Source organism: Winkia sp. C0117E2, from assembly GCF_056590455.1.
In genome coordinates this window covers 32,393-55,217 of sequence record NZ_JBWPWD010000005.1, presented here as the reverse complement: position 1 = coordinate 55,217, position 22,825 = coordinate 32,393, and the positions used below count along the sequence as shown (strand labels likewise).

The 22,825-nt window shown below is 55.6% G+C and carries 17 protein-coding genes; 10 read left to right on the top strand and 7 right to left on the bottom strand.

The annotated features are described in order from the left end of the window. Positions 1–20 precede the first annotated feature (20 nt). From AC1EKG_RS07580 to AC1EKG_RS07555, 6 genes are read right to left on the bottom strand one after another with little or no spacing between them, the layout of a single operon-like run. Positions 21–794, bottom strand: a complete 774-nt coding sequence (locus AC1EKG_RS07580) for a glucosamine-6-phosphate deaminase (RefSeq protein WP_004808104.1) — start codon at positions 792–794, stop codon at positions 21–23. Between the two features lie 9 nt (positions 795–803). Further along, positions 804–1,484, bottom strand: a complete 681-nt coding sequence (locus AC1EKG_RS07575) for an N-acetylmannosamine-6-phosphate 2-epimerase (RefSeq protein ID WP_004808106.1) — start codon at positions 1,482–1,484, stop codon at positions 804–806. After that, positions 1,468–2,409, bottom strand: a complete 942-nt coding sequence (locus AC1EKG_RS07570) for an ROK family protein (RefSeq protein WP_004808108.1) — start codon at positions 2,407–2,409, stop codon at positions 1,468–1,470. Before AC1EKG_RS07570 ends, AC1EKG_RS07575 begins: the two co-directional genes overlap by 17 nt. Next, positions 2,402–3,322, bottom strand: a complete 921-nt coding sequence (locus tag AC1EKG_RS07565; RefSeq protein WP_004808109.1) for a dihydrodipicolinate synthase family protein — start codon at positions 3,320–3,322, stop codon at positions 2,402–2,404. Before AC1EKG_RS07565 ends, AC1EKG_RS07570 begins: the two co-directional genes overlap by 8 nt. After that, complete coding sequence (locus AC1EKG_RS07560; RefSeq protein WP_004808111.1) at positions 3,319–4,218, bottom strand: DUF4862 family protein; 900 nt, start codon at positions 4,216–4,218, stop codon at positions 3,319–3,321. The genes AC1EKG_RS07565 and AC1EKG_RS07560 overlap by 4 nt, the downstream gene beginning before the upstream one ends. Next, positions 4,218–5,699 carry an MFS transporter gene (locus AC1EKG_RS07555; protein WP_004808113.1) on the bottom strand — a complete coding sequence of 494 codons (1,482 nt, stop codon included), beginning with the start codon at positions 5,697–5,699 and terminating at the stop codon, positions 4,218–4,220. The genes AC1EKG_RS07560 and AC1EKG_RS07555 overlap by 1 nt, the downstream gene beginning before the upstream one ends. Positions 5,700–6,075: 376 nt before the next feature. Between AC1EKG_RS07555 and AC1EKG_RS07550 the strand changes: the two genes are divergently transcribed. The 7 genes from AC1EKG_RS07550 (at position 6,076) to AC1EKG_RS07520 (ending at position 15,203) form a co-directional block, all read left to right on the top strand. Beyond that, the gene (locus AC1EKG_RS07550; RefSeq protein WP_231288206.1) at positions 6,076–8,376 is read left to right on the top strand and encodes a sialidase family protein; all 2,301 of its coding nucleotides are present in this window, start codon (positions 6,076–6,078) and stop codon (positions 8,374–8,376) included. 31 nt (positions 8,377–8,407) lie between these two features. Beyond that, a complete protein-coding gene (locus AC1EKG_RS07545; protein ID WP_004808117.1) occupies positions 8,408–10,642 on the top strand; it encodes a sialidase family protein in 2,235 nt (744 codons plus the stop codon). Positions 10,643–10,741: 99 nt separating this feature from the next. After that, positions 10,742–11,515, top strand: a complete 774-nt coding sequence (locus tag AC1EKG_RS07540; RefSeq protein WP_004808119.1) for a FadR/GntR family transcriptional regulator — start codon at positions 10,742–10,744, stop codon at positions 11,513–11,515. 45 nt (positions 11,516–11,560) lie between these two features. Beyond that, positions 11,561–12,355, top strand: coding sequence for a trimeric intracellular cation channel family protein (locus AC1EKG_RS07535; RefSeq protein ID WP_004808120.1), 795 nt, complete (start codon positions 11,561–11,563; stop codon positions 12,353–12,355). Further along, on the top strand, positions 12,356–13,039 hold the full coding sequence (locus tag AC1EKG_RS07530) for an SOS response-associated peptidase (RefSeq protein WP_004808122.1): 684 nt from the start codon (positions 12,356–12,358) through the stop codon (positions 13,037–13,039). A gap of 123 nt (positions 13,040–13,162) precedes the next feature. After that, the gene (locus AC1EKG_RS07525; protein WP_004808124.1) at positions 13,163–13,951 is read left to right on the top strand and encodes an HNH endonuclease family protein; all 789 of its coding nucleotides are present in this window, start codon (positions 13,163–13,165) and stop codon (positions 13,949–13,951) included. A 49-nt stretch (positions 13,952–14,000) separates the two neighbouring features. Next, a complete protein-coding gene (locus tag AC1EKG_RS07520; protein WP_004808128.1) occupies positions 14,001–15,203 on the top strand; it encodes an amidohydrolase in 1,203 nt (400 codons plus the stop codon). 62 nt (positions 15,204–15,265) lie between these two features. Here the strand turns inward: AC1EKG_RS07520 and AC1EKG_RS07515 are convergent, their stop codons facing one another. After that, positions 15,266–16,102, bottom strand: a complete 837-nt coding sequence (locus AC1EKG_RS07515) for an undecaprenyl-diphosphate phosphatase (RefSeq protein ID WP_040315484.1) — start codon at positions 16,100–16,102, stop codon at positions 15,266–15,268. Between the two features lie 239 nt (positions 16,103–16,341). Here AC1EKG_RS07515 and ald point away from each other — a divergent pair, with 239 nt between their 5' ends. From ald to AC1EKG_RS07500, 3 genes are all read left to right on the top strand, one after another. Beyond that, complete coding sequence (gene ald, locus AC1EKG_RS07510; protein WP_004808134.1) at positions 16,342–17,460, top strand: alanine dehydrogenase; 1,119 nt, start codon at positions 16,342–16,344, stop codon at positions 17,458–17,460. A 233-nt stretch (positions 17,461–17,693) separates the two neighbouring features. Then, complete coding sequence (putP, locus tag AC1EKG_RS07505; RefSeq protein ID WP_481067801.1) at positions 17,694–19,268, top strand: sodium/proline symporter PutP; 1,575 nt, start codon at positions 17,694–17,696, stop codon at positions 19,266–19,268. Positions 19,269–19,334: 66 nt separating this feature from the next. Next, positions 19,335–22,817: a bifunctional proline dehydrogenase/L-glutamate gamma-semialdehyde dehydrogenase gene (locus AC1EKG_RS07500; RefSeq protein ID WP_481067800.1), complete on the top strand. Its 3,483-nt coding sequence runs from the start codon at positions 19,335–19,337 to the stop codon at positions 22,815–22,817. Positions 22,818–22,825 lie beyond the last annotated feature (8 nt).

Below are 22,825 nucleotides of genomic sequence, written 5' to 3'. Positions count from 1 at the left end.
GAAACTTCACCGCGCGGTGGCTACTTTGCGTCCTCCCGCCAGGCTTGTTTGTATTCGGCTTTATTTTCGAGCTTGGCCGCAGCATTGTTGTTTAGGAACAACACCACATTGGGGTGCTTTTGCAGGATTGAGGCGGGGCAGTTTTCGCTTACTTCGCCCTCGACCAGGGCGTGCACGGCCTCAGCTTTAGCAGGACCGGTGGCCAGCAGCACGATCACGCGGGCGTCCATAATGGTGCCGAGCCCCTGGGTCACGCAGTGGGTAGGCACGGAGCCCGGTTCGTCGCCGAAGAAGCGGGCGTTGTCAGCGCGGGTCTGTTCGGTAAGGGCGCCAGAGTGGGTGCGTGAGGTGAAGGGTTCGCCGGGCTCGTTGAAGCCAATGTGACCGTTGGCCCCTAGCCCGAGGATCTGCAGGTCAATGCCACCCGCGTCAGCGATGTCCTTTTCGTATGCGGCTGCAGCCTGCTCGGGGTCGCCCCCATTTGCTAGGGGAGTGTGCAAAGCGTCCTCGCTTAGACCAGTTTTGTCGTCGCCAACTAGTTCGTAGCGGAGCACGTTGCGATAGCGCTGCGGGTCCTCGGAACCAATTTCGACGTATTCGTCGAGGGCGAATGCCTGCGCGTCCGAAAGGTCAAATTCGCCGCGATTATAAGCAGCACGAAGACGCAGGTACAACGGGAGCGGGGTGGAACCGGTGGCCACGCCTAGGTTTCCGCCCTTTGGGAAATTATTAATGATGAACTGCGCGGCTGCGTCGCACGCGTCCAGTGTGGTGTTGAAAATGCCTATGCGCATCGTTGCTCCTTATTCTGCGTCTTTTATAGCCTGGCTAAACCAGCTGGTGATAGTCGTTGGATGTGTAATTGCTGTTCCCACGACGGCTGCCCAAGCACCTTTTTTCATTACAGCACCTGCCTGAGCCGGAGTGTGAACGCGTCCTTCGCAAATGATGGGGATATCCGGAAACTCCGCAACCATTTGGGTGAGAAGCCCCAAATCTGGCCCATCTGTCTTGATACGTTCACCAGTGTATCCCGCTAGTGTGGTGGACAGCATGTCGGTTTCGGATTCTGCCGCTTGGCGGGCGTCTTCAATAGATCCACAATCAGCCATTACGAGTATTCCTTCGTCATGCAGAGCGGAAACAGTTTGCGCGTAAGTGCGCCCGTCGGGTCGAGGGCGTCTGGTCGCGTCAAGTGCGACTATGTCGGCACCAGCCATGGAACATGCGCGGGCGTGTCGAAGTGTTGGAGTGATGAATACACCTTCATGGCCTTCTTTCCAGATTCCCAATACCGGAATTTCTACCCGGTCTTTTATGGCTGAAATATCTGCTAAACCTTGGCAGCGTATTCCGACAGCTCCGCCCTGCTCGGCAGCGCGTGCTATTTGCGCCATGGTTTCAGGGCTCCGCATAGGTTCGCCCGGGTAGGCTTGGACGCTAACAATAAGTCCTCCGTGAAGAGATTCAATTACCCTGTTCATAGTTTTCTTCCAATTTCGAAGCGGCCCAGCATGATGCTCCCAGCAGTGGAGCGGCTGAACCGAGTTTTCCTTTCAGTAGGGGAGTGTTGCGCATAGGTGGAAGGACACACTCGGAGTAACCGGTTTTTACCTGCGCCAGCCATTTGCTTCCACTTCTAGTTACCGAGCCGGACAGGATTATTGCGTGGGGATCAAAACAGTTACACAATCCACCCAGAACCTGTCCGAGTGCGTGTGCTGTTTCTTCCAGTATCTCTTGCGCGTATTCCTCACCCTGTGCCGCGCGAGTGGATATCTCTTTCCCACTCGACACCGGTGATAGCGCAGGGGGAAGTTCTTTGTTGTAAAAACTAACCTGGCCGCTTCCGGAAGCGACTGTTTCGATGTGGCTAAACCCGCCGCAAGAGCATTCCAGTCCGTCGGCTAGAGGGTGAACTATATGGCCAATGTGGCCGGATGCAAAGTGCGCTCCTTGTAGTAAATGTCCATCTTGTATAAACGCTCCGCCCATACCTGTACCAACAGCTACTGACAGGATAGTTCTGTAGTTTTTCCCAACGCCCCAGTTGGCTTCACCAAGCGCGTGCGCATGTACATCATTTAGGAGGAAGGTGGGGAGGGCATACTCGTTCTGAAAATAGTTTTTCAGGTCCGTCCCCGTCCAATTCTTTATTAGATCGGTTGCAGATGTAATAGCTCCGCTGTCTGTATCTACGATCCCCGCGGTAGAAATCCCGATTGCTTCCGCTTGTCCAATTTCCAGGATCTTGCGGAGCTGTTGGGCGGCAGCGGCGCAAACAGCGCCGCTGCCGTCCCTAGCCGGAGTAGAAAGATCAGCTATTTGAGTGATGTCCCCACTTTCGGTGCAAATAAGACCGGCGCCAATCTTTGTGCCGCCTATGTCTATTGCGGCTACCCTAGTCACTTAGGACCCCAGTTTTTACTAGCACGTTCCGGATGCGCTCCACATTTTCACCTTCAAGGGCTGCAACCGGCTCAGGCATCATGTTTGAATCGTACACGCCGAGTAATTTCAAGGCTGTCTTGAAAGCTCCGACTCCCGCTCCAAAACCAGAAACTTCCTGTACCACTGAAGTGATGCGCATGAGTGCCGAAAGATGGTTCTGGGTGGTGCGAACGCTTTCCCAGTCGCCAGCTTGATAAGCCTGCCACTGGTTTACATAGCTAACTGGATCTACGTTAGCGAGACCTGGCACTGACCCATCTGCTCCCGCCATGTAGGCGCCGTCGACAACTACCTCTTGACCGGTAAATAGCGCGAGTGGGTGACCGGCTTCCTTATTGTCGTCAACAAGGAAGCGGAATGCCACATCGTCTCCTGAGGAATCCTTGACGCCAGCGATTACGCCGTCTTTTCCAAGTCTGATTAGCAAGTCGCCCGGAAGCTTGACGTGCACACAAACTGGAATATCGTAGGCGAAAATAGGTAGGGAGGTAGCCTCGTGAATCTTGCGGAAGTGTCGCTCGATCTCTGTGATGCCGCCTAGTGCGTAGAAAGGCGCCGTAGCGACTATCGCATCGTAACCAAGTTTTTCTGCAACCTTTGCGTGTTCAATGACGCGTAGTGTTTCGGTGTCGATACATCCGGCTAGAAGCGGAACCCTGTCGCCAACTATCTCCTTAGCTGCTCGGAGGATTTCTTCGCGACGTGCATCGGTCGAGAAAGCTACCTCACCGGACGATCCCAGGATGAAAAGTCCATTTACCCCCGCTTCAATCATTCTGTCTATAGAACGTTTGAAACTGTTTTTATCCAGTTCACCCGCCGAGGTAAGGGGGGTTACTACCGGTGGTATGACGCCTTTGAACTTGTTCACTTTTCAATTCCTTTAGCTGAGTCGTAGATATTTCTAAGCATTTGCACACGTTCTGGCAGAGAGGCCTTTTCAGGAACGCAGATTTTAGCTCCTATGTATTTGGCGGAAGAAGCGGCTTCTGCACAACGCTGGATCTCCTCACCGGTTAGTAACGAGGTGGGTTCGTAGGTGGAACTAGGTAAGTGTCCATCTATCCATTCGTAGCCATACTGTGTAGCATCCGGGCCTGCTCCCGAGAAGATGACTCCAGCTAGGACTCCCGCTTTGGCGCATTGTTGGATATGCTCGAAAGCTGTTTCCGCAGTCCTGCCCTCTACCACTGATCGTCCCCAATTTATGTGGATTCCAACGCCGAGTTGTCGCGCAATGTTTATTTCCTCCTCGATCGCTAGAAAGCCTTTTTCTGGCTTTTGCGAGGAGATGAATTTGTCGCAATGTTCGATTACGATCTCTGCGCCACCCCAGTCCCACTTAAGGAGCTGCTCCAGTGAGGTGCTGAAGGCGTCAGTGTCAGCCAATTTGGTAGGCGCGGAATGTAGTTGGATTACGCTAATTGAATTCCTGCCGGTTGCTGTATTAAGTTCAGCAACGGATCTGCGAATTCCCTCGCAGAAATCTAGGGCAGCTTCTCTCCCTGATTTCTCAGCAGAGGCGAGGCCAAAGTGAGGCTCCTTCCACACGTTCTGCATGGTGCCGGGGATTGCCGTGATTGTGTTAGTTGTCCAATGTTCCGGTAGGACTTTGGCGAAGGCTGTCGCATTATCCTTGATAACTCCCGGATAGGGAATCTCAATTCCATCGATCCAGTCTTGCTGCCCCAAGATTTGGTAGTAATCGTTGTGCTTTCTTTCGTCGGGCAATGATGCGTAGGCCCCGACAATGAAAGACTTAGACATTATTTGCCTCCCTTTATGACTTCGTCGTCACCGTCTTCAATGCGTACTGCTTCGGGTGCCACGGCTTTCTGAAGAAGTCGAGGAACGTTTGCGCCGATTGAAACCATTACTACTGCTGCGAAGCCAGCAGAGAGAATTGCGAGTGCCATGCCAAGAGAAACCTTTGCGGCGACAGCGGCGCCTAGTACTGGACCGACTGCTCCGCCGAGAGCACCTACGTTATAGCAGAAGCCTAGGCCGGCTGCGCGCTTGTCAACCGGGAAGTAACTCGATACCCACTTGGGCAGTAGTCCGGAGATGCCTTGCCCGAACATCTGTTGGAAGAACAAGAGTGCTGCTACCAGGAGTACGTATTTACCGTTCTGCATGAACAGCGGGAAAACGATGATCTGGGAGAGTAGGAGTGACAAAGCGTACCAACGGCGCATGCCAAAATGATCGCCAGCGAAACCAGCAATAATGTAACCGCAGGCATTGCCGAGTCCTGCGAACGATACGACGTTTGCTACTAACTGCTGATCCATTCCCACGCCTTGGAGGTAGGTGGGAAGGAGGCCTTGAATTGGCCAGGTGTACATGAAAGAGGCAAAGATCGTCAGCATGATTGCCACGCCTGTTACCCAGCGGTTCTTGTTGAACTGAACTATGAAGTAGATGAAAATTACTGCACAGAGTGCGCCGAGGATAGTAGTGACAGCTATGCCAGAGGTGATGGACGTGAAGATCAGTAGAAGAGCAGCAGATGCTACGACTACTGCTAGGTAGTTCAGCATCTTCTTGTTACCGCCGAATAGGACTGCGAGCATGTCGTTGTTGTCGACGTGTCCCTTAGATTTCGCATCTTTCCAATCGGCTGCTTCTGGAAGCGACCGGCGCATGTAAATGGCTATGCCGATCGGAACCACGCCGGTGAGGAATAAGGCTCTCCAGCCCCAGCCGGGATGTAAAGAATCAACCCAAGTTGCAAAATACTTATCTACTTGGGCGGCAGCAATAACGCCGAATGCGTAGCCTGACAGAAGGAACCCGGATGCCTTATTACGCATATGCACTGGCCAGGACTCAATTACGTAGGTGGCGGAGGATGAATACTCGCCAGCCATTGCAAACCCGATTACGAGACGGAGGATAAATAGAATCCAGTAATTAGGAGCGAGAGCGCACGCAATTGATCCGAAGGCAAACATGAAGATTGACAGAACCATTGCAGGTTTACGACCATAGCGGTCCCCGACAGCGCCCAAGACAAGGCCGCCAATCCAGCGACTGATGAACGCTGCAGAAATTAGTGAAGCGCCTTGAACCAATGTGAGGTCGAAGGTTTTGATGATTGCGGGAAGTGCAAAGGATATTAGTACGAAATCGTAACCGTCTAGCAGCACTCCCAGCCATGCGGCAAAGAACGCTTTCCAGTCTTCCTTGTCTAAGTATTCCCACCAGTGTTTCTTGCGCGCGGCCTGCGCGCCTGCTGTATTACTCATTAGGGATTTACTCCTTATATTCGTCTTTGAACAGGTGAATCCAATAGATCAGTTGTCTTACAAGTTAGTTATAGCAGTAGCAGTTAGTCTTCGCAAGGGGCTGCGGCGAATCCTCTCTTGTGTGGCGTATGCACAGTTAGAGCCACTGTTTTTGGGGACGCTTGCCATGAGCTGAAGTGTAGGCTAGCATGTCGAACATAATGTCAGACAACTGATAGCTACAGGGTGGTAGTGAGAGATGAATATGGTTACCGCATCGAGGCGAGATAGATCGTGGAGAGCGCTGTTAGGATGTTTTCTAGCGATGGTATTGGCCTGCGGAGGCGCGATGTGCATAGCTGATGCGGGTGCGGCAGATGTGTCATCGACTCCTCTAGTGGAAGTTACTAACCCATACAGTCAAAATGCGCAGGGGCCTGGACTGGATCTAGTGCAGTACGCTCCAAAGGTTAGTTCGTTGCATTCGGGGACTATTGCAATCACATTTAAAACGACCCAAAAATCTCCCTCTGCCGCGCTGTTCAGTGCTTCCTCTACAAAGGATCCTTCTACGAATCTGACCTTGTCGGTGCGGAATGGACATCTGTACTGGGAAGTAAGAGATCAAAAGCTGGCGCCTGAAAGTTGGCTTGCAAAGGCAGATGCGGAAGATGCTGGCCCTGTGAGTGATGGATCGGAACACGCGGCTGTTGTTACTGTTTCGGATGACAACACTCGTATTTATCTGGATGGGCAACAGGTGTTCAGCACCGCTGCTAGAGCGTTTTTCTCGTCATTGAACCAGATCGATTCTCTAAGACTTGGAGCCAACTATGACAACTCTGGAAGACAGTGGGGATTCGAAGGAACTATTAGTAATGCGAGCATTTACAGTTCTCCATTGTCTGCCCAGCAAATCCGAGCGACCACTAAGTACCCCCATCCAGTTTTTTCAGTAGATAAGAGTGCGTCGATCCCAGACGCAGTGCGGAATGCTGCTGAGGAGCAAAAAGTAACTCTGGTTTACCGGGTGCAAAACGACGGAGCGGTAAATAAAGAAGCGCGATTGCGGCGAGGACACACCGATGTACAGATACTTAGCTTCGGGCCTTCTATAGCCTTCAGGCAAGGTGGCCAAAAGCTCGAGATACCGCTGAACAAACACCTTAGGTCTGGTGACTCCATTGTGGTAGCTATTGATGGCGATGAGGCGAATTTTTACCTTAATGGGTCATCCCTGACTGCCCGGAAGATGCCCTCACATTCCCTGTCGTCTATAGATAACTACCTGAGTGAAGGGGCCGAGCTGAGAGTGTACGCAGGGAGGTTAAACACGGCACAAATTCAATCGCTTTCCTCATATGAGAATCCGGGAGAAATGGCGCTATTTGATCTTGGGTATGAGGGGGCTGCTAACTACAGGATTCCTGCGATCATTTGCACTGAGAATGGAACTTTAATTGCCAGTGCGGACCAACGGGTGCCCAACGCATACGACAGCCCAAATGACATTAACTTAGTTGTACGTAGGTCTTTGGATAACGGAAAGACCTGGGAACCCCTGCAGAAGCTGGTCGACCTGCCTGGAGAGGGTAGGAAAGCAGCGTCGGTAATTGACTCCTCCTTAGTGCAGGATCAGAAGAGTGGAAGAATCACCTTGCTTGTAGATCTGTACCCCGGAGGGGTTGGACAGCCTAATAATGTCCCTGGGACTGGTATGGCAGAAGATGGCTCTCTGCTACTGAAAGACGGTGAAAACCGTGCTTTCAAGTACAAATCAGGAAAGGTGCTGGACTCTGAGGGGAGAGAGACAGATTATTCCGTGGACAGTCAAGGTAACGTCCGCAAAGGCGGTCGTGAGCTGAATTCTATATACGATCCAGCTGAAAAATCTAAAGCCGTTCCCGATGGCCTATTCATGGCACCAACCTCCTATCTTGTTGAAATGCATTCCGATGATGATGGAGTTACCTGGAGTTCTCCTAGGCATATTAACCATCAAGTTAAAGCAGAATGGATGAAGTTTATTGGGACTAGTCCGGGATCTGCCATGCAGATCAAGGGTGGTAAATATGATGGGCGCTTAATTGTCCCAATCTATTATTCAAATTCTGTCGCAACGGTTTATTCCAGCGCAGTCGTCTACTCCGATGATGGAGGAACAACCTGGAGTAGATCTAAGTCTCCAAACGATGGAAGACAGTTTAGAGGGGGAACTATTGATTCAAAGACTGTGCGCGATGGGAGCGCGTCCCTGCATGAGTCTGCCGTTGTTCAGAGTGACGAGAACGAACTGACTATGTATATGCGGAATCTTAATCCGGGACGAAAGGTTGCTGTTTCTCGCTCTCGAGATGGAGGGGCTACCTGGAGTGGGGTGGAGTTCAAGGACGATACTCCGGATATATTCAGCCTGCCCGCAGCTCGGAGTATGTCCGGTGGCTACAAAAACGTACTGTTCGCAAACGCTTCGGCAGCGCAACCATATAGGGGTAAAGGGGTGCTCAGATTCTCTAACGATGGTGGATCAACGTGGCAATCTTCCAGAACCTTCCAAGCAGGACACTATGTATATCAATCCATGACGACACTGCCTAACGGCAATATTGGACTTCTCTGGGAACGTGAATGGCAAGGAATCTACTATTCAGAAATTCCTGCCGAATGGATAACTAAATATCCAGTAAGAAATTTTTAGAAGTAGTTTGTACTTGAAGGGTGAGTAGAAAATGAATACGAATGGACAAAGCTGGACAACTAATTTTCGTGCGAATATCGATGGCAGAATCGCACATGTGACGGGCAATGAGTGCGGTTGGGAACTTTCGATAGCTAACGGTAGCCTGCTGTTACTGGGTAGTAATAGCAATGCCAAGATTCGGCTCGACATGGAGGATACTTTCAAAGTTTCCGATAACCAGTGGCATGCATTGGGCATCTCTTCCACAGCAGAGGGCTCGAAGATCTATTTGGATGGGTGCCAATGCTTTTCTGCGACTGCTGACCTTAGGCCTATTGCTTGCGGGGAAACAAGCAGTTTTGATTGGGCGCCTACTACCGGTGTGGAACTAGCTGACGAGGCAGCTTTTGACAGGGCACTTACGCCTATGGAGTTTCTTGCGAAATCCGTAGCCCCGGAACCGTTAATTGAGTTTGCCGCATCCCATTTGTCCGATTACGACGCCACCCAGGTAGGACAGTTACGCTCGGGGTCGATTTTCCTTAGGTACCGAGTACGAGGCCCCGGCCAGCACGGTACGCTGCTCGCAGCTGCTGCAGGTGGGCAGGAAAAATTGAATATTGCTCTGACTGAACGCGGAGTTGAATACCGTGTGCTCGGAAAGGGCAATGTTTGGCGCCGCTTCGTTGCAGAGGGCCGTTGGGACCAGGGACATTGGCACGATGTTGTGCTTAGAGTTGGCCATGGCGCAGTCCAAATCTACGTCGACGGGTATATGGAAGCCCATCTTCCGGGGCAGGCGTTCTTCGGCAGCATTGAGAGCTGTGACGAGGTTGTTATTGGACAGGACATATACGGATCGAGGTTGTTCGGAGAGGTTCGTAACGCAGCGATATATTCGTCGGTGCTGAATGATTCGCAAATCAAGAAGCTATCGGCTGTGCAGCCTCTAGACACGCAATGCCTGTTCGATTACGGCTTTCAGGATTCGATAAGCTATCGCATTCCATCGCTTCTCACGACAAAGTCTGGGGTAGTAATTGCAGGGGCTGATCAGCGCGAAACGATAGCTAACGACTCTCCGAATTCAATCAACTTTGTTATCCGCCGCTCATTCGATGGCGGAAAGACTTGGGGAGATTTGCAGCCCGTGTTGAGCTATCCGGGGCATGGGGCCAATGGCGCCTCTGTAATCGATTCCTGTGTAGTTCAGGATCAGAACACTGGACGCATAATAGTGCTGATAGATCACTTCCCTGGGGGCATGGGCCAGCCCAATGCTCAAGCTGAGATCGGCATAGATACAAACGGGAATTATCTCCTTTTTGACGGTGAAGGAAATGGGTACACGTGGAACGCCGATGGAACAGTGTTGGGTGAAGATGGGGAACTTGCGCCGTATTCAGTTTCCGAGGATGGAACGGTAACTGTGTTGCAGGATGGAAAAGAGTCCTGCGGCGGCAACGTGTTTCTGAAAGATGGCGACGATCCTGCACAGACACTTCTCACGGCGCGCACCTCTTTCTTGCAAATGATCTACTCGGATGACGACGGAGAGACCTGGTCTAGACCGGTAAATCTGAACCACCAGGTCAAGAAGGACTGGATGGCATTCTTAGGGACTGCCCCAGGAAATGGTATTCAGCTTGCCAACTCAGATTATGCGGGGAGACTGGTTATGCCCGTTTACTACAACGGCGAAAGTAGGACCAATTTCTCCGCCACTGTGGTTTATTCCGACGATGGAGGTAAGTCGTGGAAATTGGCGAAGTCGCCCAATGACGGACGCATATTCGATGGAAGGGAAATCGACTCTCGGACTCTTGATACCGAATCTGCAGCTACTCATGAAGCGACTGTGATAGAGCGACAAGACGGGACTGTTCTTATGCTTATGCGCAACCAGCATCCCAGTGGCAAAGTAGCGGCTGTAGAAAGCGCAGATGGCGGAGAGACCTGGGGTGAGGTCTACTTTGTCGACCAGATTCCCGAGATCTTCTGCCAGCCGAATGCCGTTGCGTGGCCTACAGATAAGCATCGCGAGAGGGTGGTGTTCGCAAACGCTTCGCAGTTGAGGCCATATCGAGGTCGGGGTGTCCTGCGCAGGTCTGACGATGGTGGACGTACCTGGGATGTTGCCCGGACATTTAATCCAGCCCACTACGTGTACCAATGCATGGCGGTCATGCCTGACGGAGAACTTGGACTTCTTTGGGAACGAGAAATGCAGGGACTTTACTTTACGAAAATTCCACATGCCTGGTTCGATGCTGTAAGAGCATAAGTGGGGAGAATGTGGCACGGATCTGTTATCTTATGACTGCGGATACGTGCCACATCCGTAATAATTTGGGCGGGGAACTTCGCTGGTAGGAAAGTTGTAATGAAAAAAACATCAGATATCTTGTCATCACTTCCGCCTACCCTCACAGGCTACGAACAAACGAAGCTCGAGCAGAGGTTTACCTCCCGAACGGATTCCACGATCGAATCGGTAGAGCAGTACATAATTTCGGAACGCTTGAAGCCAGGTGACCCACTACCTACTGAAGCTGAACTATGTAAGCTCCTGGGAGTGTCGCGATCCTCGGTTCGAGAAGCGATGAAGCAACTCCAGGCGTTGGACATCGTGGCAACGAAGCAGGGCAAGGGCGCGTTTGTCTCGAACATGTCATTGTCTCCACTGGTCAATACTCTGGTCTTACGTTCGTCTATGGGGAATGGCTCATTGGGAACTCTCGATGAGGTGGTTTCCATGCGAAAGTATCTAGATATTGGTGTAGGCCACGATCTGGTAGAGAAGCGAGACCAGACGGATCTGAAAAAGATCAAAGAGCTGCGGGACCTGGTTAAACTGATGATTTCTAAGTCAACGACCGGTCGCTCCTATATCCAGGAAGACATTGCTTTTCACAGGGGACTAATTTCGATCCTTCAGAATCAGCTCTTAGACGAGATGATGAGTGCCATGTGGCTAATCCATATGGCTGTGGTTCCGTCATTGCCTGCCGACGCCGCGGGGCTTATAGCCACTGCAAAAGCTCATGGTGCCATGCTCCAAGCCATAGAGGACGGGGACATTGGTGCTTACTATCGCGCGGTGGAGGATCACTACCAACCATTGCGTTATCGAATGAGCGCTGCAGGACGTCACTAACTGCCGCCCTCGAAAAATGGCGGACTTACCAACTAAGCTGGGAGCGTGCTGGACAATTTCAATTCGATTCTGCCTGACCTGTTCCGTGTTATCGACCTAATTGGTGTGTTTGTCAACGGAATTATTGGCGGGCAGTTGGCGCGGCGCCGCAACTTCGATGCGGTGGGTTTTTTCGTGCTCGCCGTCATGAGCGGTCTAGGCGGAGGCATCGTTCGCGACATTATGTTGCCCGCTGGGCCTCCGGTCGCGCTCACTGATCCGTATTACCTGATTTGCGCCCTCGGCGGGGCGTTCGTGGCGATTCTGCTGCGTCTTTCGGGACGCTGGGCCACCCGCATGGTTTTCCTTGGGGACGGCCTGGTGCTTGGATGCTGGGCGGCCACGGGTACTCTCAAAACACTCAGCCAAGGGTTCAATATTCCCCCAGCCATTCTGCTTGGCCTTGTCACGGCAGTGGGCGGCGGCATGATCCGAGATGTCGCCTCCGGCATGGTTCCCCGCGTCTTCGGTGGCAACACGCTGTATGCGACTCCGGCGCTCGCGGCTTCGCTCATCATGGTCATCTTCTACAAGTTCCACATGCCGGTGTTCGGAATGCTTGTAGCGATCATCTTTGGCGGTTTGGGCACGGTCATCTCGGGGTGGCGGCGGTGGACGCTGCCAACTGGCGACTGGACGGTCACCATGACTTCTAAACAGTTGCGAGCACTGCTAGCGCGTAAGGGAGTAAAGCCGGAAATAAAGCCGTTTATCCTGGGTGGCAACCGCAAACTCAGGCCGTTCCGGGAACGTAAGAAGAACGCCGGTTCCACCGCTCAGATTACGGGCGAAGATCAGTAAATGTGCGGCCGGTACGGGATGTGGCGTTCCACCCAGGACGTGGCGGCGCTCTTTGGAGTAGACATGATTATCGAGGGCGTCCCCGACCCATCCTGGAACATTGCTCCGACGCACACTGTGAGTGCGGTGATGGAACGGTTTGCCGAGGGCGGCGAATTGGTGCGTGAATTGCGGCGGCTTCGGTGGGGGCTGATCCCCTCCTGGGTGAAAAGGCCGGATAAGCCCCTGTTGATCAACGCTAGAGCGGAGACGGTGACTGGTAAGCCGTCGTTCCGGACTGCAGCGTCTAAGCGTCGCGTGCTGCTCCCCGCCAATGGGTATTTCGAGTGGCAGCAAAGCGAGGGTGGCAAACAGCCCTACTTTCTTTCTGCTGGCGAGGGCGACCCGCTGGTAGCGTTTGCGGGCATCGCGGACACTTGGCGCGGCCCTGCCGGTTGGGTAGGGTCGGCGGCCATTTGCACCCGAAGTGCGCCAGACGCCCTCGGGCATATTCATGAGCGCACCCCGGTGATCGTGCCGGAAGATTTGTGGGGGCAGTGGCTGAACCCGGCGTTGACTGACCGGGAGCAGGTTGATGAGCTGCTCGGCCGCATCCCTCCTCCGGTGTTGCAGCCGCGCAAGGTGGGAAGCGAAGTCGGCTCCGTGCGCAATAACTATCCCAGCTTGGTAGAAGCCGCATCGTAATGGCAAAACGAGGGCGAAGATAGCTGTCCACAGCTGCGCCCAGTTTCGTTTAGACCGCCACACTATCCACAGGTGCTCTTTCGTGCGTCCCATTTGTCGGGGGTAGGTGCAAGAGTTGTTTCCATGAGGCGAAAGTTTGGCATCGGCGATGCGGTGGCGTGGGCCCTCGCTGCCATTGTCCTGGTGTGGGCAGTGGCCCCCATGGGCATAGATTTGGGTGGCTTTGGTAAGGCGGGGGTCGCTGGCACTAACAGGCCCGGGTCTATTTTGGACGCATTCAAATCTAATCAGAAGGTGCTGCAGGAAATCCCAAACACTACGTTTGCGCAGACAGTAAAGAATCTGCCCGTACGCCAGGGGAGGCCAGCAGAACGCTATAACCGCCGTAAGTTTGGGCAGCGGTGGGCAGACGAGGACAGGAATGGCTGCGACACTCGCAACGACATTTTGGCCCGGGATATGCGCCAGGTTACTTATAAGCCGGGCACCCGAAATTGCGTAGTTCTTTCCGGGGTGTTGCAGGATCCTTATACGGGTAAGGTAATCAACTTTGTGCGGGGCAATCGTACTTCCGAGGCGGTGCAGATTGATCACGTGGTTGCTCTAGCCGATGCGTGGGCTTCGGGTGCTGACAAGTGGGATGGGCCGCGCCGGCAGAAGTTCGCTAACGACCCGCTGAACTTGCTGGCAGTGGACGGCCCAGCTAACCAAGCGAAGAGCGCGTATGCGGCGGACAGGTGGCTTCCCCCCGATGCGGATTACCGTTGCGCCTACGTGGCCCGGCAAGTGCGCATAAAACAGGTGTGGGGGCTGACGGTTACAGCCGACGAACAGCGCACTATGGCACTTACTGCTTCTGAGTGCCCATCCCAACAATTGCCTGCCGGGCCTACTCTGGCGCTGGCTCACTGAGCCGGGCCCGCATATGTGCCGTATAAATAGGTAGAAGAAGGGGGGAATAATGAGCAACATCGCGAAGATCGTAGCCAACTTGAAGGACTGGCAAGAGGGCTTGTACAAGGAATTGCACGCCCATCCCGAACTATCTATGCAAGAGGAGTGGACTAGGGAGCGGATCACACAGGAGCTGACCGACCTGGGGGTAGAGCCGAAGCGCATCGGCGGGGGAGTCGTTGCCGTCCTCGAAAATGGGGAAGGCAGCACCATCCTTTCCAGGGCAGACTTCGATGCGCTTCCCCTAAAAGAGGAGACGGGATTGGATTTTGCCTCTACTGGCACCCAGAAGGATGCCGATGGCAATGACACTCCGGTTATGCACGGGTGCGGGCACGACATGCACACTGCCTGTCTGCTGGGCGCAGTAAAGGTCCTGCTGGCACAAAAAGACCTGTGGCAAGGCACTTTCATTGCGCTCTTCCAGCCGGGTGAAGAAACGGCCCAAGGCGCGAAATCCATGGTAGCGGACGGGCTGGTCGAACAGGTTCCCAAACCCGAAGTTTGCCTTGCCCAACACGTGGTGAGCATCCAAGAGGGTACCGTCAATGCCGTCTGCGGTCCGACGTTTTCTGGCGCAACTAGCCTGAAAATTACCGTCTACGGCAAGGGCTCCCACGGGTCTATGCCCCACCTGTCTATTGACCCCATCGTGATGGCCGCCGCGATCGTGCTGCGGCTTCAAACTATTGTGTCGCGGGAAATTTCGCCCTCGGATTTTGCCGTAGTTACGGTAGGGTCCATTGTGGCCGGAGCCTCCGCGAACACCATTCCCGATTCGGCAACCTTGCAACTGAATGTGCGCACCTACAAAGAATCGGTGCAAAAGAAGGTTACCGAATCCATTGAGCGCATTGTGAAGGCGGAATGCGCGGCCTCTGGCAGCGATCGCGAACCAGAATTTGAATACTTCAACCGCTACCCCCTAACCGCCAACCCAGAAGAACAATTCGACCGCATCACCGGGGCGTTCAAAGACTACTTTGGCGACCGGTATGCAGACGGGGAAAAGGTCACGGCCTCCGAGGACTTCACCTACATTCCCAAGGCCTTTGACGTGCCTTACTTCTACTGGACCTTTGGGGGCTTCCCCGATCCGGAGTCGGCGCCCGGCAACCACTCACCACAGTTTGCTCCCACCATGAGCCCCTCCTTGCAGGTGGGCACCGAGGCGCAGGTGGTAGCGGCCCTCGAATATTTGGGCAAGTAAACAACAATCCCGCGCCTAGTGCAGTTACGCCGGGCGCGGGATTAGTGTTTTGAGTTATTCGGCTATACCCCGGCGATCACTCCGGAAACCAGGCCGAGGGCGATCAGGATGCCAAGGGCCACGCGGTAGATCACGAACCAGTTGAAGTTATTCGACGAAACGAACTTCAGCAGCCACGCAATCGACAGGTAGGCGACGATGCCGGACACTACGGTGCCGATAATGGTGGCTCCCCAGCCGACTCCGCCAGCCGCACCAATCTGATCAAACTTGGTTACAGCCTGCAGGCCGCCGGCGGCGATCAGGGTGGGAATGCCCAGGAAGAAGCTCATGCGCGTGGCCGTCACCCTGTCGATCTTCAGGAACATAGCCCCGGCAATGGTTGCGCCGGAACGCGATACGCCGGGGATCAGGGCGATCGACTGGAATAGGCCAAGCAGGAGGCCATCCTTCCAAGTAATAGAGTCTTCGCCACGATCGAAGCGTACCCGGTCGGCCACATACATTGCTACCGACCACAAAACTAGCCCGGCGGCCACAAACCACATGGAGCGCAGCGGCCCCTCGATCAAGTCTTTCAGCAGCAGCCCCACAACGGCGGTTACTGCCACACCCACAATGATTGCCCACCCTAGGTGGTAGTCGGCTTTGCGCTTGTGCTTATTGGCCAGACCAGCGAACCAGGCGCGCGCGATGCGCACAATGTCCGACCAGAAGTAGACAATAGAGGCGAGCATGGCGCCGACCTGGATGATAGCCGTGTAAGCGGTGACGGTAGGAGCATTTACTGGGTGACCGAGTAGGTTTTCAACAATGGTCAGATGGCCCGTGGAGGAAACGGGGAGGAACTCGGTTACGCCCTCGACGATCCCCAAAATGATGGACTCCCACCAAGAAATCACGGCTACTCCTAGGGTAGAAAAATGCGAACGCAGACCAGTCTAGGTGACAAATACGCAAAGCTGCATAAGACACGAGCGCTCGCGGCTGCGAAACAGGCCACGCCCTCAAAAAAGTTGTGCCAAATATGGGAACCGAAGCAGAAAATACTCTCAACCACTGAAGAATGTGATGTAAACAACTATTCTTGTTTGTTGGAACAACGCTGTTTTCTGTCTAAGGAAGGTGAAGGAGCCTTATGCGTATTGGTGTCCCTACAGAAGTTAAAAACAATGAATACCGCGTGTCTGTGACGCCTGCCGGTGCTGCCGCCCTGATTCAGGACGGACACGAAGTGCTAATCCAGAAGGGGGCCGGTGAAGGATCCGCCTATCCCGATTCGCTCTATGAAGAGGTTGGCGCAAAGATTATTGACGACGCCGACCAGGTGTGGGCCAGCGCCGACATGGTCATGAAGGTCAAGGAGCCGATCGAAGAGGAATACCACCGCCTGCGCGATGGGCTGATCCTGTTCACCTACCTGCACCTTGCTGCTGACAAGGCGTGTACCGACGCCATTATTAAGGCGGGTACCACCGCTATTGCGTACGAAACTGTGCGCACCGATGCTGGCACTCTGCCGCTGCTCGTGCCCATGTCCGAGGTCGCAGGCCGCCTGGCTGCCCAGGTTGGCGCGCACTATCTAGAGAAGCCGCACGGCGGACCGGGCGTGCTGATGGGCTCCGTGGCAGGTGTGCGCAACGCCAACGTAGTAGTTGTTGGCTGCGGGCAGGCAGGCCGTAACGCTGCCGAGATCGCTATCGGCATGGGTGCGAACGTAACCGTGCTGGACAATGATCTAGAGAAGCTGCGGTGGGCAAACTGGCAGTGGGGCAACCGGGCCCGCACTACCTACTCCACCCCGCTCTCTGTCGAAGAGGCCGTGGCGGACGCCGACCTGGTCATTGGTTCCGTACTTATCCCGGGTGCTAAGGCGCCGAAGCTGGTAACCGATGCGATGGTAGCCAAGATGCGGCCGGGTTCCGTACTGGTCGACATCGCGATTGATCAGGGCGGCTGCTTCGAGGGGTCGCACCCCACTACCCACGATGATCCGATCTTCACGGTGCACGACGCCACCTACTACTGCGTGGCGAACATGCCCGGGTGTGTGCCTCACACCTCCACTACCGCGCTGGCCAACGCTACGCTACCGTACGCTCGCGCTATCGCAAAGAAGGGGTGGAAGCAGGCGCTGAAGGACGATGCAACCCTGCGTCGCGGCCTGAACGCCCACGCTGGCAAGATCTCCTACCCAGGCGTAGCCGAAGCTTTCGACCTCGAATGCGTAGATCCCGAAGAGCTGCTCGAAAACTAGTGCCGGAAGTGGTGCCCGGACGGTTGCAGCCGACTATGTAAAGCCACTTGCCTTAACTAGCGGGCTCTAAGAACCTGCATGGCCCCGCATCTAATCGGATGCGGGGCCATGTCATGCCTGTGTACATCCTAGACAGTAATGCGTGGGTTTCAAAAAAGTAATCTACCATTGTCCGCAAGTAAAAATCTGAGTAAAGTATATTGCAGTATGGGGCACCTGAATGGGGGAATGCAATGACGCAAACGTCCGGGCAAGCAATCGCCATGATTATTTACTTCGTGGCCATGATCATCATTGGGATCTGGGCATACACACGAACGCAGAATTTAGACGACTACATGTTAGGTGGGCGGGGGCTGGGCCCGGCAGTTGCCGCCCTCAGCGCAGGCGCATCCGACATGTCTGGGTGGCTACTAATGGGGCTACCCGGGGCGCTGTATCTTTCCGGCATTGTCGAGGGGTGGATCGCCGTTGGCCTGGTAGTGGGGGCATGGGTGAACTGGAAAATTACTGCCCCGCGGTTACGTTCCTACACGCAGGTGGCGAACAATTCTATTACGCTACCGTCCTTCCTGGGCAATCGGCTCCACGATCGCTCGAACGCGCTTCGCATCGCCGCCGGCCTAATAATTTTCGTATTCTTCACCTTCTACGTGTCCTCTGGCATGGTCGCCGGGGGCACCTTCTTCGAATCCGCCTTCGGGATGGACTACCACCTGGGCATGGTCCTTGTTGCCGCAGTGGTTGTGCTGTACACGCTGGTCGGCGGCTTCCTGGCGGTGTCGTGGACAGACCTGGTGCAGGGGATAATGATGTTGATGGCGCTGGTGGCGGTGCCCATCGTGGGAGTCGTTGCCCTTGGAGGGCCGGCAGCCGTTGCCGAGGGCGTGCGCACGGCCAATCCGGACTTCCTCTCGCCCTTCGGGGGCGCTAGCTTCGTGGGCGTCATATCTGCGCTGGCGTGGGGGCTCGGCTACTTTGGGCAGCCACACATTGTAGTTCGCTTTATGGCGCTCCGTTCGCCGCAAGAGGCAAAGCAAGCTCGCCGCATTGGGATCGGGTGGATGTTCCTGTCCGTACTGGGGGCGTCCGGCACCGCCATTATCGGCATTGCTGCCCACCAGCGTGGCAGGGTCCAGATCGGGCAAAATGATGCCGAATCCGTATTCATTCTTATGGGGCAGAATCTTTTCCCCGTGCTGGTTGCCGGGTTTATGTTGGCCGCGATCTTGGCGGCAATCATGTCCACAGTGTCCTCGCAGCTGCTGGTCACGTCCTCGGCAATTGTCGAGGACATCTATAACGGCCTTACTAAACGCAAGCTAACCCCGATGGGCGGGGTGAATCTGGGCCGAATCGCAGTGCTAGCAGTCTCCTTGCTGGCAGCGGGGCTTGCCTGGATGCGCACGGACTCGATTTTGAACCTGGTTTCCTTCGCCTGGGCCGGCTTCGGGGCAGCCTTCGGGCCGATCGTGATTTTGGCACTGTATTGGCGAAAACTGACAACGGCGGGCGCGCTCGCGGGCATGGTTACCGGCGCCGTCACCGTCGGGCTGTGGGGGACTTTCAAGTGGGGCGGCCTGTACGAAATTATCCCCGGCTTCGCCCTCTGTATGGCGGTCGCCTGGGCAGTGTCGAAGGCGACTTACAAGCCCAATAGCCAGATAGATGAAGAGTTCGCGCTGGCCGAACGGCTTGCCAGCGCATCGGAGCAGGAATTGGCGGAATATTTTGGCGGTCGCGCCTTCGCTGGACCCACAATTAGCTACCAGAACACGGAAGGTAATAACCAGACAAAGATAGACTAAACAGGTAGGCTAATAGAGCTTCGTAAATGGCAAGGATGCCAGCAGTTGCAACGGGAAAGGTCAAAGATGTCCAACGTAGAGGTTGACTACGCCGAAATTGGGGAACTCGCGAAAAAGCGAGCAAAATCCTGGCTGGAACGATCCAAGAAATATCCGGTTGATCGGGCAGGGCAGCTCCTGAGTGAAGTGCTGCGCGACCCGAAGGGGCTGGATTTCACAGTTGGGTTCGTAGACAACGTGATCAGGCCCGAGGACGAAAAGATCGCCGCCCAGCAGATTCGCGTCTTGGCGGACCAGGATCCACAGTTCCTGCCGGCTTATCTGAAGGCGCCACTGGCTGTGGGTGGCAAGCTCGCTCCGCTAGTTCCCGAGGTGGCAGTTCCCACTGCTCGCAAGGTATTTGAAGCCCTGGTAGGTGATCTGGTCCTAGACGCTAAAGGTACTGGGCTGACAAAGTCGATTGCTCGCCTGAAGGCGCGCGGCGCCCGGTTGAACATGAACCTGTTAGGCGAGGCCGTCCTTGGCGACAAGGAAGCTGAAAAGCGGTTGCGCGACACTATGGGGCTGCTGGAACGCGAGGACGTGGATTACGTATCCATGAAGGTGTCCGCCGTAATCGGCCCCCACAACCCGTGGGCCTACCAGCAGGCCGTAGATTACGCGGTTGAAGCTCTGCTGCCGCTATACCGCAAGGCAAACAGCTATTCTCCAAAGAAGTTCATCAACTTGGACATGGAGGAATACCACGATCTGCACCTGACCATCGACGTGTTCAAGAAGATCCTTGACCGCGAGGAATTCAAGGACTTGAAGGCTGGGATCGTGCTGCAGGCATACCTGCCGGATTCGCTTCCTGCCATGCAGGATCTGCAGGCTTGGGCGGCGCAGCGAGTCCAGAATGGTGGCTCGCCAATCAAGGTGCGCGTCGTAAAGGGCGCCAACCTTTCCATGGAGCGCGTAGAAGCAACCGTGCACGGGTGGGACATGGTGACCCAGCCGAACAAAGAAACGACAGACGCGAACTACATCCGCGTCCTCGATTGGGCGCTGCGTCCCGAACACACGAAGAACGTGACTATCGGCGTGGCCGGCATGAACCTGTTTACTGTGGGATTTGCCTACGAGCTGGCCAAGAAGCGCGGCATCTTGCACACCGACGGGATCGAATTCGAAATGCTGGCGGGCATGGCAACCCAGCAGGCAGCTGCCGTAACCGAGGACGTCGGCCACCTGCTCTTCTACGTGCCCATCGTCAACCCGGAAGAATACGATGTGGCGATCGCCTACCTGGTGCGCAGGCTAGAAGAGAACTCGCTGCCGTCCAACTTCATGTCTTCCATTTTCGAACTGGACCAAAACGAGGCCCTGCTGCAGCGCGAACAAGACCGCTTCAGCGCCGCCCTCTCCCATGCTTTTGACGACCCGGTAGGCCCTGCCCGCAAACAGAATCGTCTAGAAGAGGGCGAAGCCGAGATCAAGGCGATCGTCACCGACGAAGCGGGCAACTGGCAATTCCAGAACACGCCAGATTCGGACCCGTCCCTGCCAGCCAACTTGCAGTGGGCCCGGCAGATCGCCGACTCCATGAAAGATAGCGAAAAGGGATGCCTGGTCATCGAGGAAGCAGCAGTAACCTCTGAAGACCAGCTGCAGAAGGTCGTCGAAGAAGCGGCCCGTGGTGGCAAGGAATGGGCAGCCCGTCCTCTGCAAGAACGCGTGGACATCCTGCACCAGGTTGGCGTGCTGCTGTCTAAGCGCCGCGGCGAACTGATCGAGGTAGCCGGCTCCGAGGCAGGCAAAACCATCGACCAGGGCGACGTGGAAGTTTCTGAGGCCGCCGACTTTGCCCACTACTACGCAGAGCAGGCCAAGACGCTGCATTCCCTGCCCGGCGCGAAGTTCACCCCCGCGAAGGTTATTGCGGTAACCCCGCCCTGGAACTTCCCCATGGCAATCCCCACCGGCGGCGTAATGGCCGCCCTCGCTTCCGGGGCCGGCGTTGTTTTCAAGCCCGCCCGCGAAGCCCGCCGCACGGGAGCCATGCTGGCGCAGGCAATGTGGGACGCGGGCGTGCCTCGCGACGTGCTGAAACTAGTGGACCTATCCGAGGGCGAGCTGGGCCGCGCCCTCATCGAAAACCCGCTGGTAGAACGCGTAATTCTGACCGGTTCCATCGACACCGCCAGGCTGTTCAAGTCCTGGCGTCCCGGCCTGCAGGTGCTAGCCGAAACCTCCGGCAAGGACTCCATTATTGTTACCCCGCACGCCGACCTGGACCTGGCGGTGCGCGACGTGGTCAACTCCGCCTTCGGGCATGCCGGGCAGAAATGTTCCGCTTGCTCGACCGTGATCCTGGTCGGGTCGGTCGGGCGCTCGCGGCGCTTCCACGACCAGCTAGTCGACGCGGTCGAGTCTCTGAAGGTCGGCTACCCCTGGCAGCTAGACACGCAGATGGGGCCGCTGGTTTCGCCCGCATCCGGCAAGCTGCTGCGCGGCCTCACCATGTTGGGGCAGGGCGAACACTGGGCCGTTACCCCGCGTCAGCTAGACGAGTCGGGCAAATTGTGGAGCCCGGGCGTGCGCGCCAACGTGCAGCCGGGCAGCGAATACCACCTGACCGAATACTTCGGGCCGATCCTGGGCGTCATGCGTGCCGACACCCTGGAGCAGGCGGTCAAACTGCAAAACGCCACCGAATTTGGCCTGACGGCCGGCATCCACAGCCTGGATGCAGACGAAATTAACTACTGGTTGGATCACGTGCGCGCCGGCAACGTGTATGTGAACAGGGGAATTACCGGGGCGATCGTGCGCCGCCAGCCCTTCGGCGGGTGGAAGCGCTCTGCCGTTGGGGCCGGAACTAAAGCAGGCGGGCCGTCCTACCTGTTCGGCCTCGGCAATTGGGAGCGCACAGACGTTGACGCCTCCCAGGTCACTGAGCGCTCGCTCACGAACCCGGCATTGGCGGACGCCTACCAGAGCGCTACCACTTTGGACCAGGGCGAACAGTACGTGCAGGCCCTGGCAGTTTCCGCGCAAGAGTGGGGCGAAAAGGAATTTGGTGTCGGCCACGACCCATCTGCCCTTGGGGTGGAACGCAACGTGCTGCGCTATGAAGCCGTTCCCGTCCTCGTACGCCTTGCCGAGGGCGAGGAGCCTTGGCAGCTACTCGGCGTGGTCGCGGCCGGACTGGCGGCGGGCTCGCAGGTGAGCGTATCGGCGGCAGAGCTCCCTGAGCAGGTGCGCGAATACTTGCGCCGCCAGCATGTTCCCTTCGGCCTTGAAAGTAAGGAGGCTTTCCTTGAGGGCGTGCCCGCCTGGGCAAAGGAAGCCGGTTATGACGCTCGACTGCGGCTGCTAGGCGGAGACCCGGCGCAGGTGGCTGCCACCCTGCCCAAGGAATTGGTGGCCGACGTGGCTATCTGGTCGCAACCGGTTACGGTTAGCGGCCGCGTGGAACTCCTTCCGTTCGTCCACGAGCAAGCCGTGACGTTTACCAACCACCGCTTCGGCAATCCCACGCCGCTGGGGGATCGGGTAGAAATCTAATTTGAGTG

Coding starts and splice junctions, on each gene's coding strand:
- AC1EKG_RS07580 (WP_004808104.1), bottom strand. CDS start 794: ATGCGCATAGGCATTTTCAACACCACACTGGACGCGTGCGACGCAGCC.
- AC1EKG_RS07575 (WP_004808106.1), bottom strand. CDS start 1,484: ATGAACAGGGTAATTGAATCTCTTCACGGAGGACTTATTGTTAGCGTC.
- AC1EKG_RS07560 (WP_004808111.1), bottom strand. CDS start 4,218: ATGTCTAAGTCTTTCATTGTCGGGGCCTACGCATCATTGCCCGACGAA.
- AC1EKG_RS07555 (WP_004808113.1), bottom strand. CDS start 5,699: ATGAGTAATACAGCAGGCGCGCAGGCCGCGCGCAAGAAACACTGGTGG.
- AC1EKG_RS07545 (WP_004808117.1), top strand. CDS start 8,408: ATGAATACGAATGGACAAAGCTGGACAACTAATTTTCGTGCGAATATC.
- AC1EKG_RS07540 (WP_004808119.1), top strand. CDS start 10,742: ATGAAAAAAACATCAGATATCTTGTCATCACTTCCGCCTACCCTCACA.
- AC1EKG_RS07530 (WP_004808122.1), top strand. CDS start 12,356: ATGTGCGGCCGGTACGGGATGTGGCGTTCCACCCAGGACGTGGCGGCG.
- AC1EKG_RS07525 (WP_004808124.1), top strand. CDS start 13,163: ATGAGGCGAAAGTTTGGCATCGGCGATGCGGTGGCGTGGGCCCTCGCT.
- AC1EKG_RS07520 (WP_004808128.1), top strand. CDS start 14,001: ATGAGCAACATCGCGAAGATCGTAGCCAACTTGAAGGACTGGCAAGAG.
- ald (WP_004808134.1), top strand. CDS start 16,342: ATGCGTATTGGTGTCCCTACAGAAGTTAAAAACAATGAATACCGCGTG.
- putP (WP_481067801.1), top strand. CDS start 17,694: ATGACGCAAACGTCCGGGCAAGCAATCGCCATGATTATTTACTTCGTG.
- AC1EKG_RS07500 (WP_481067800.1), top strand. CDS start 19,335: ATGTCCAACGTAGAGGTTGACTACGCCGAAATTGGGGAACTCGCGAAA.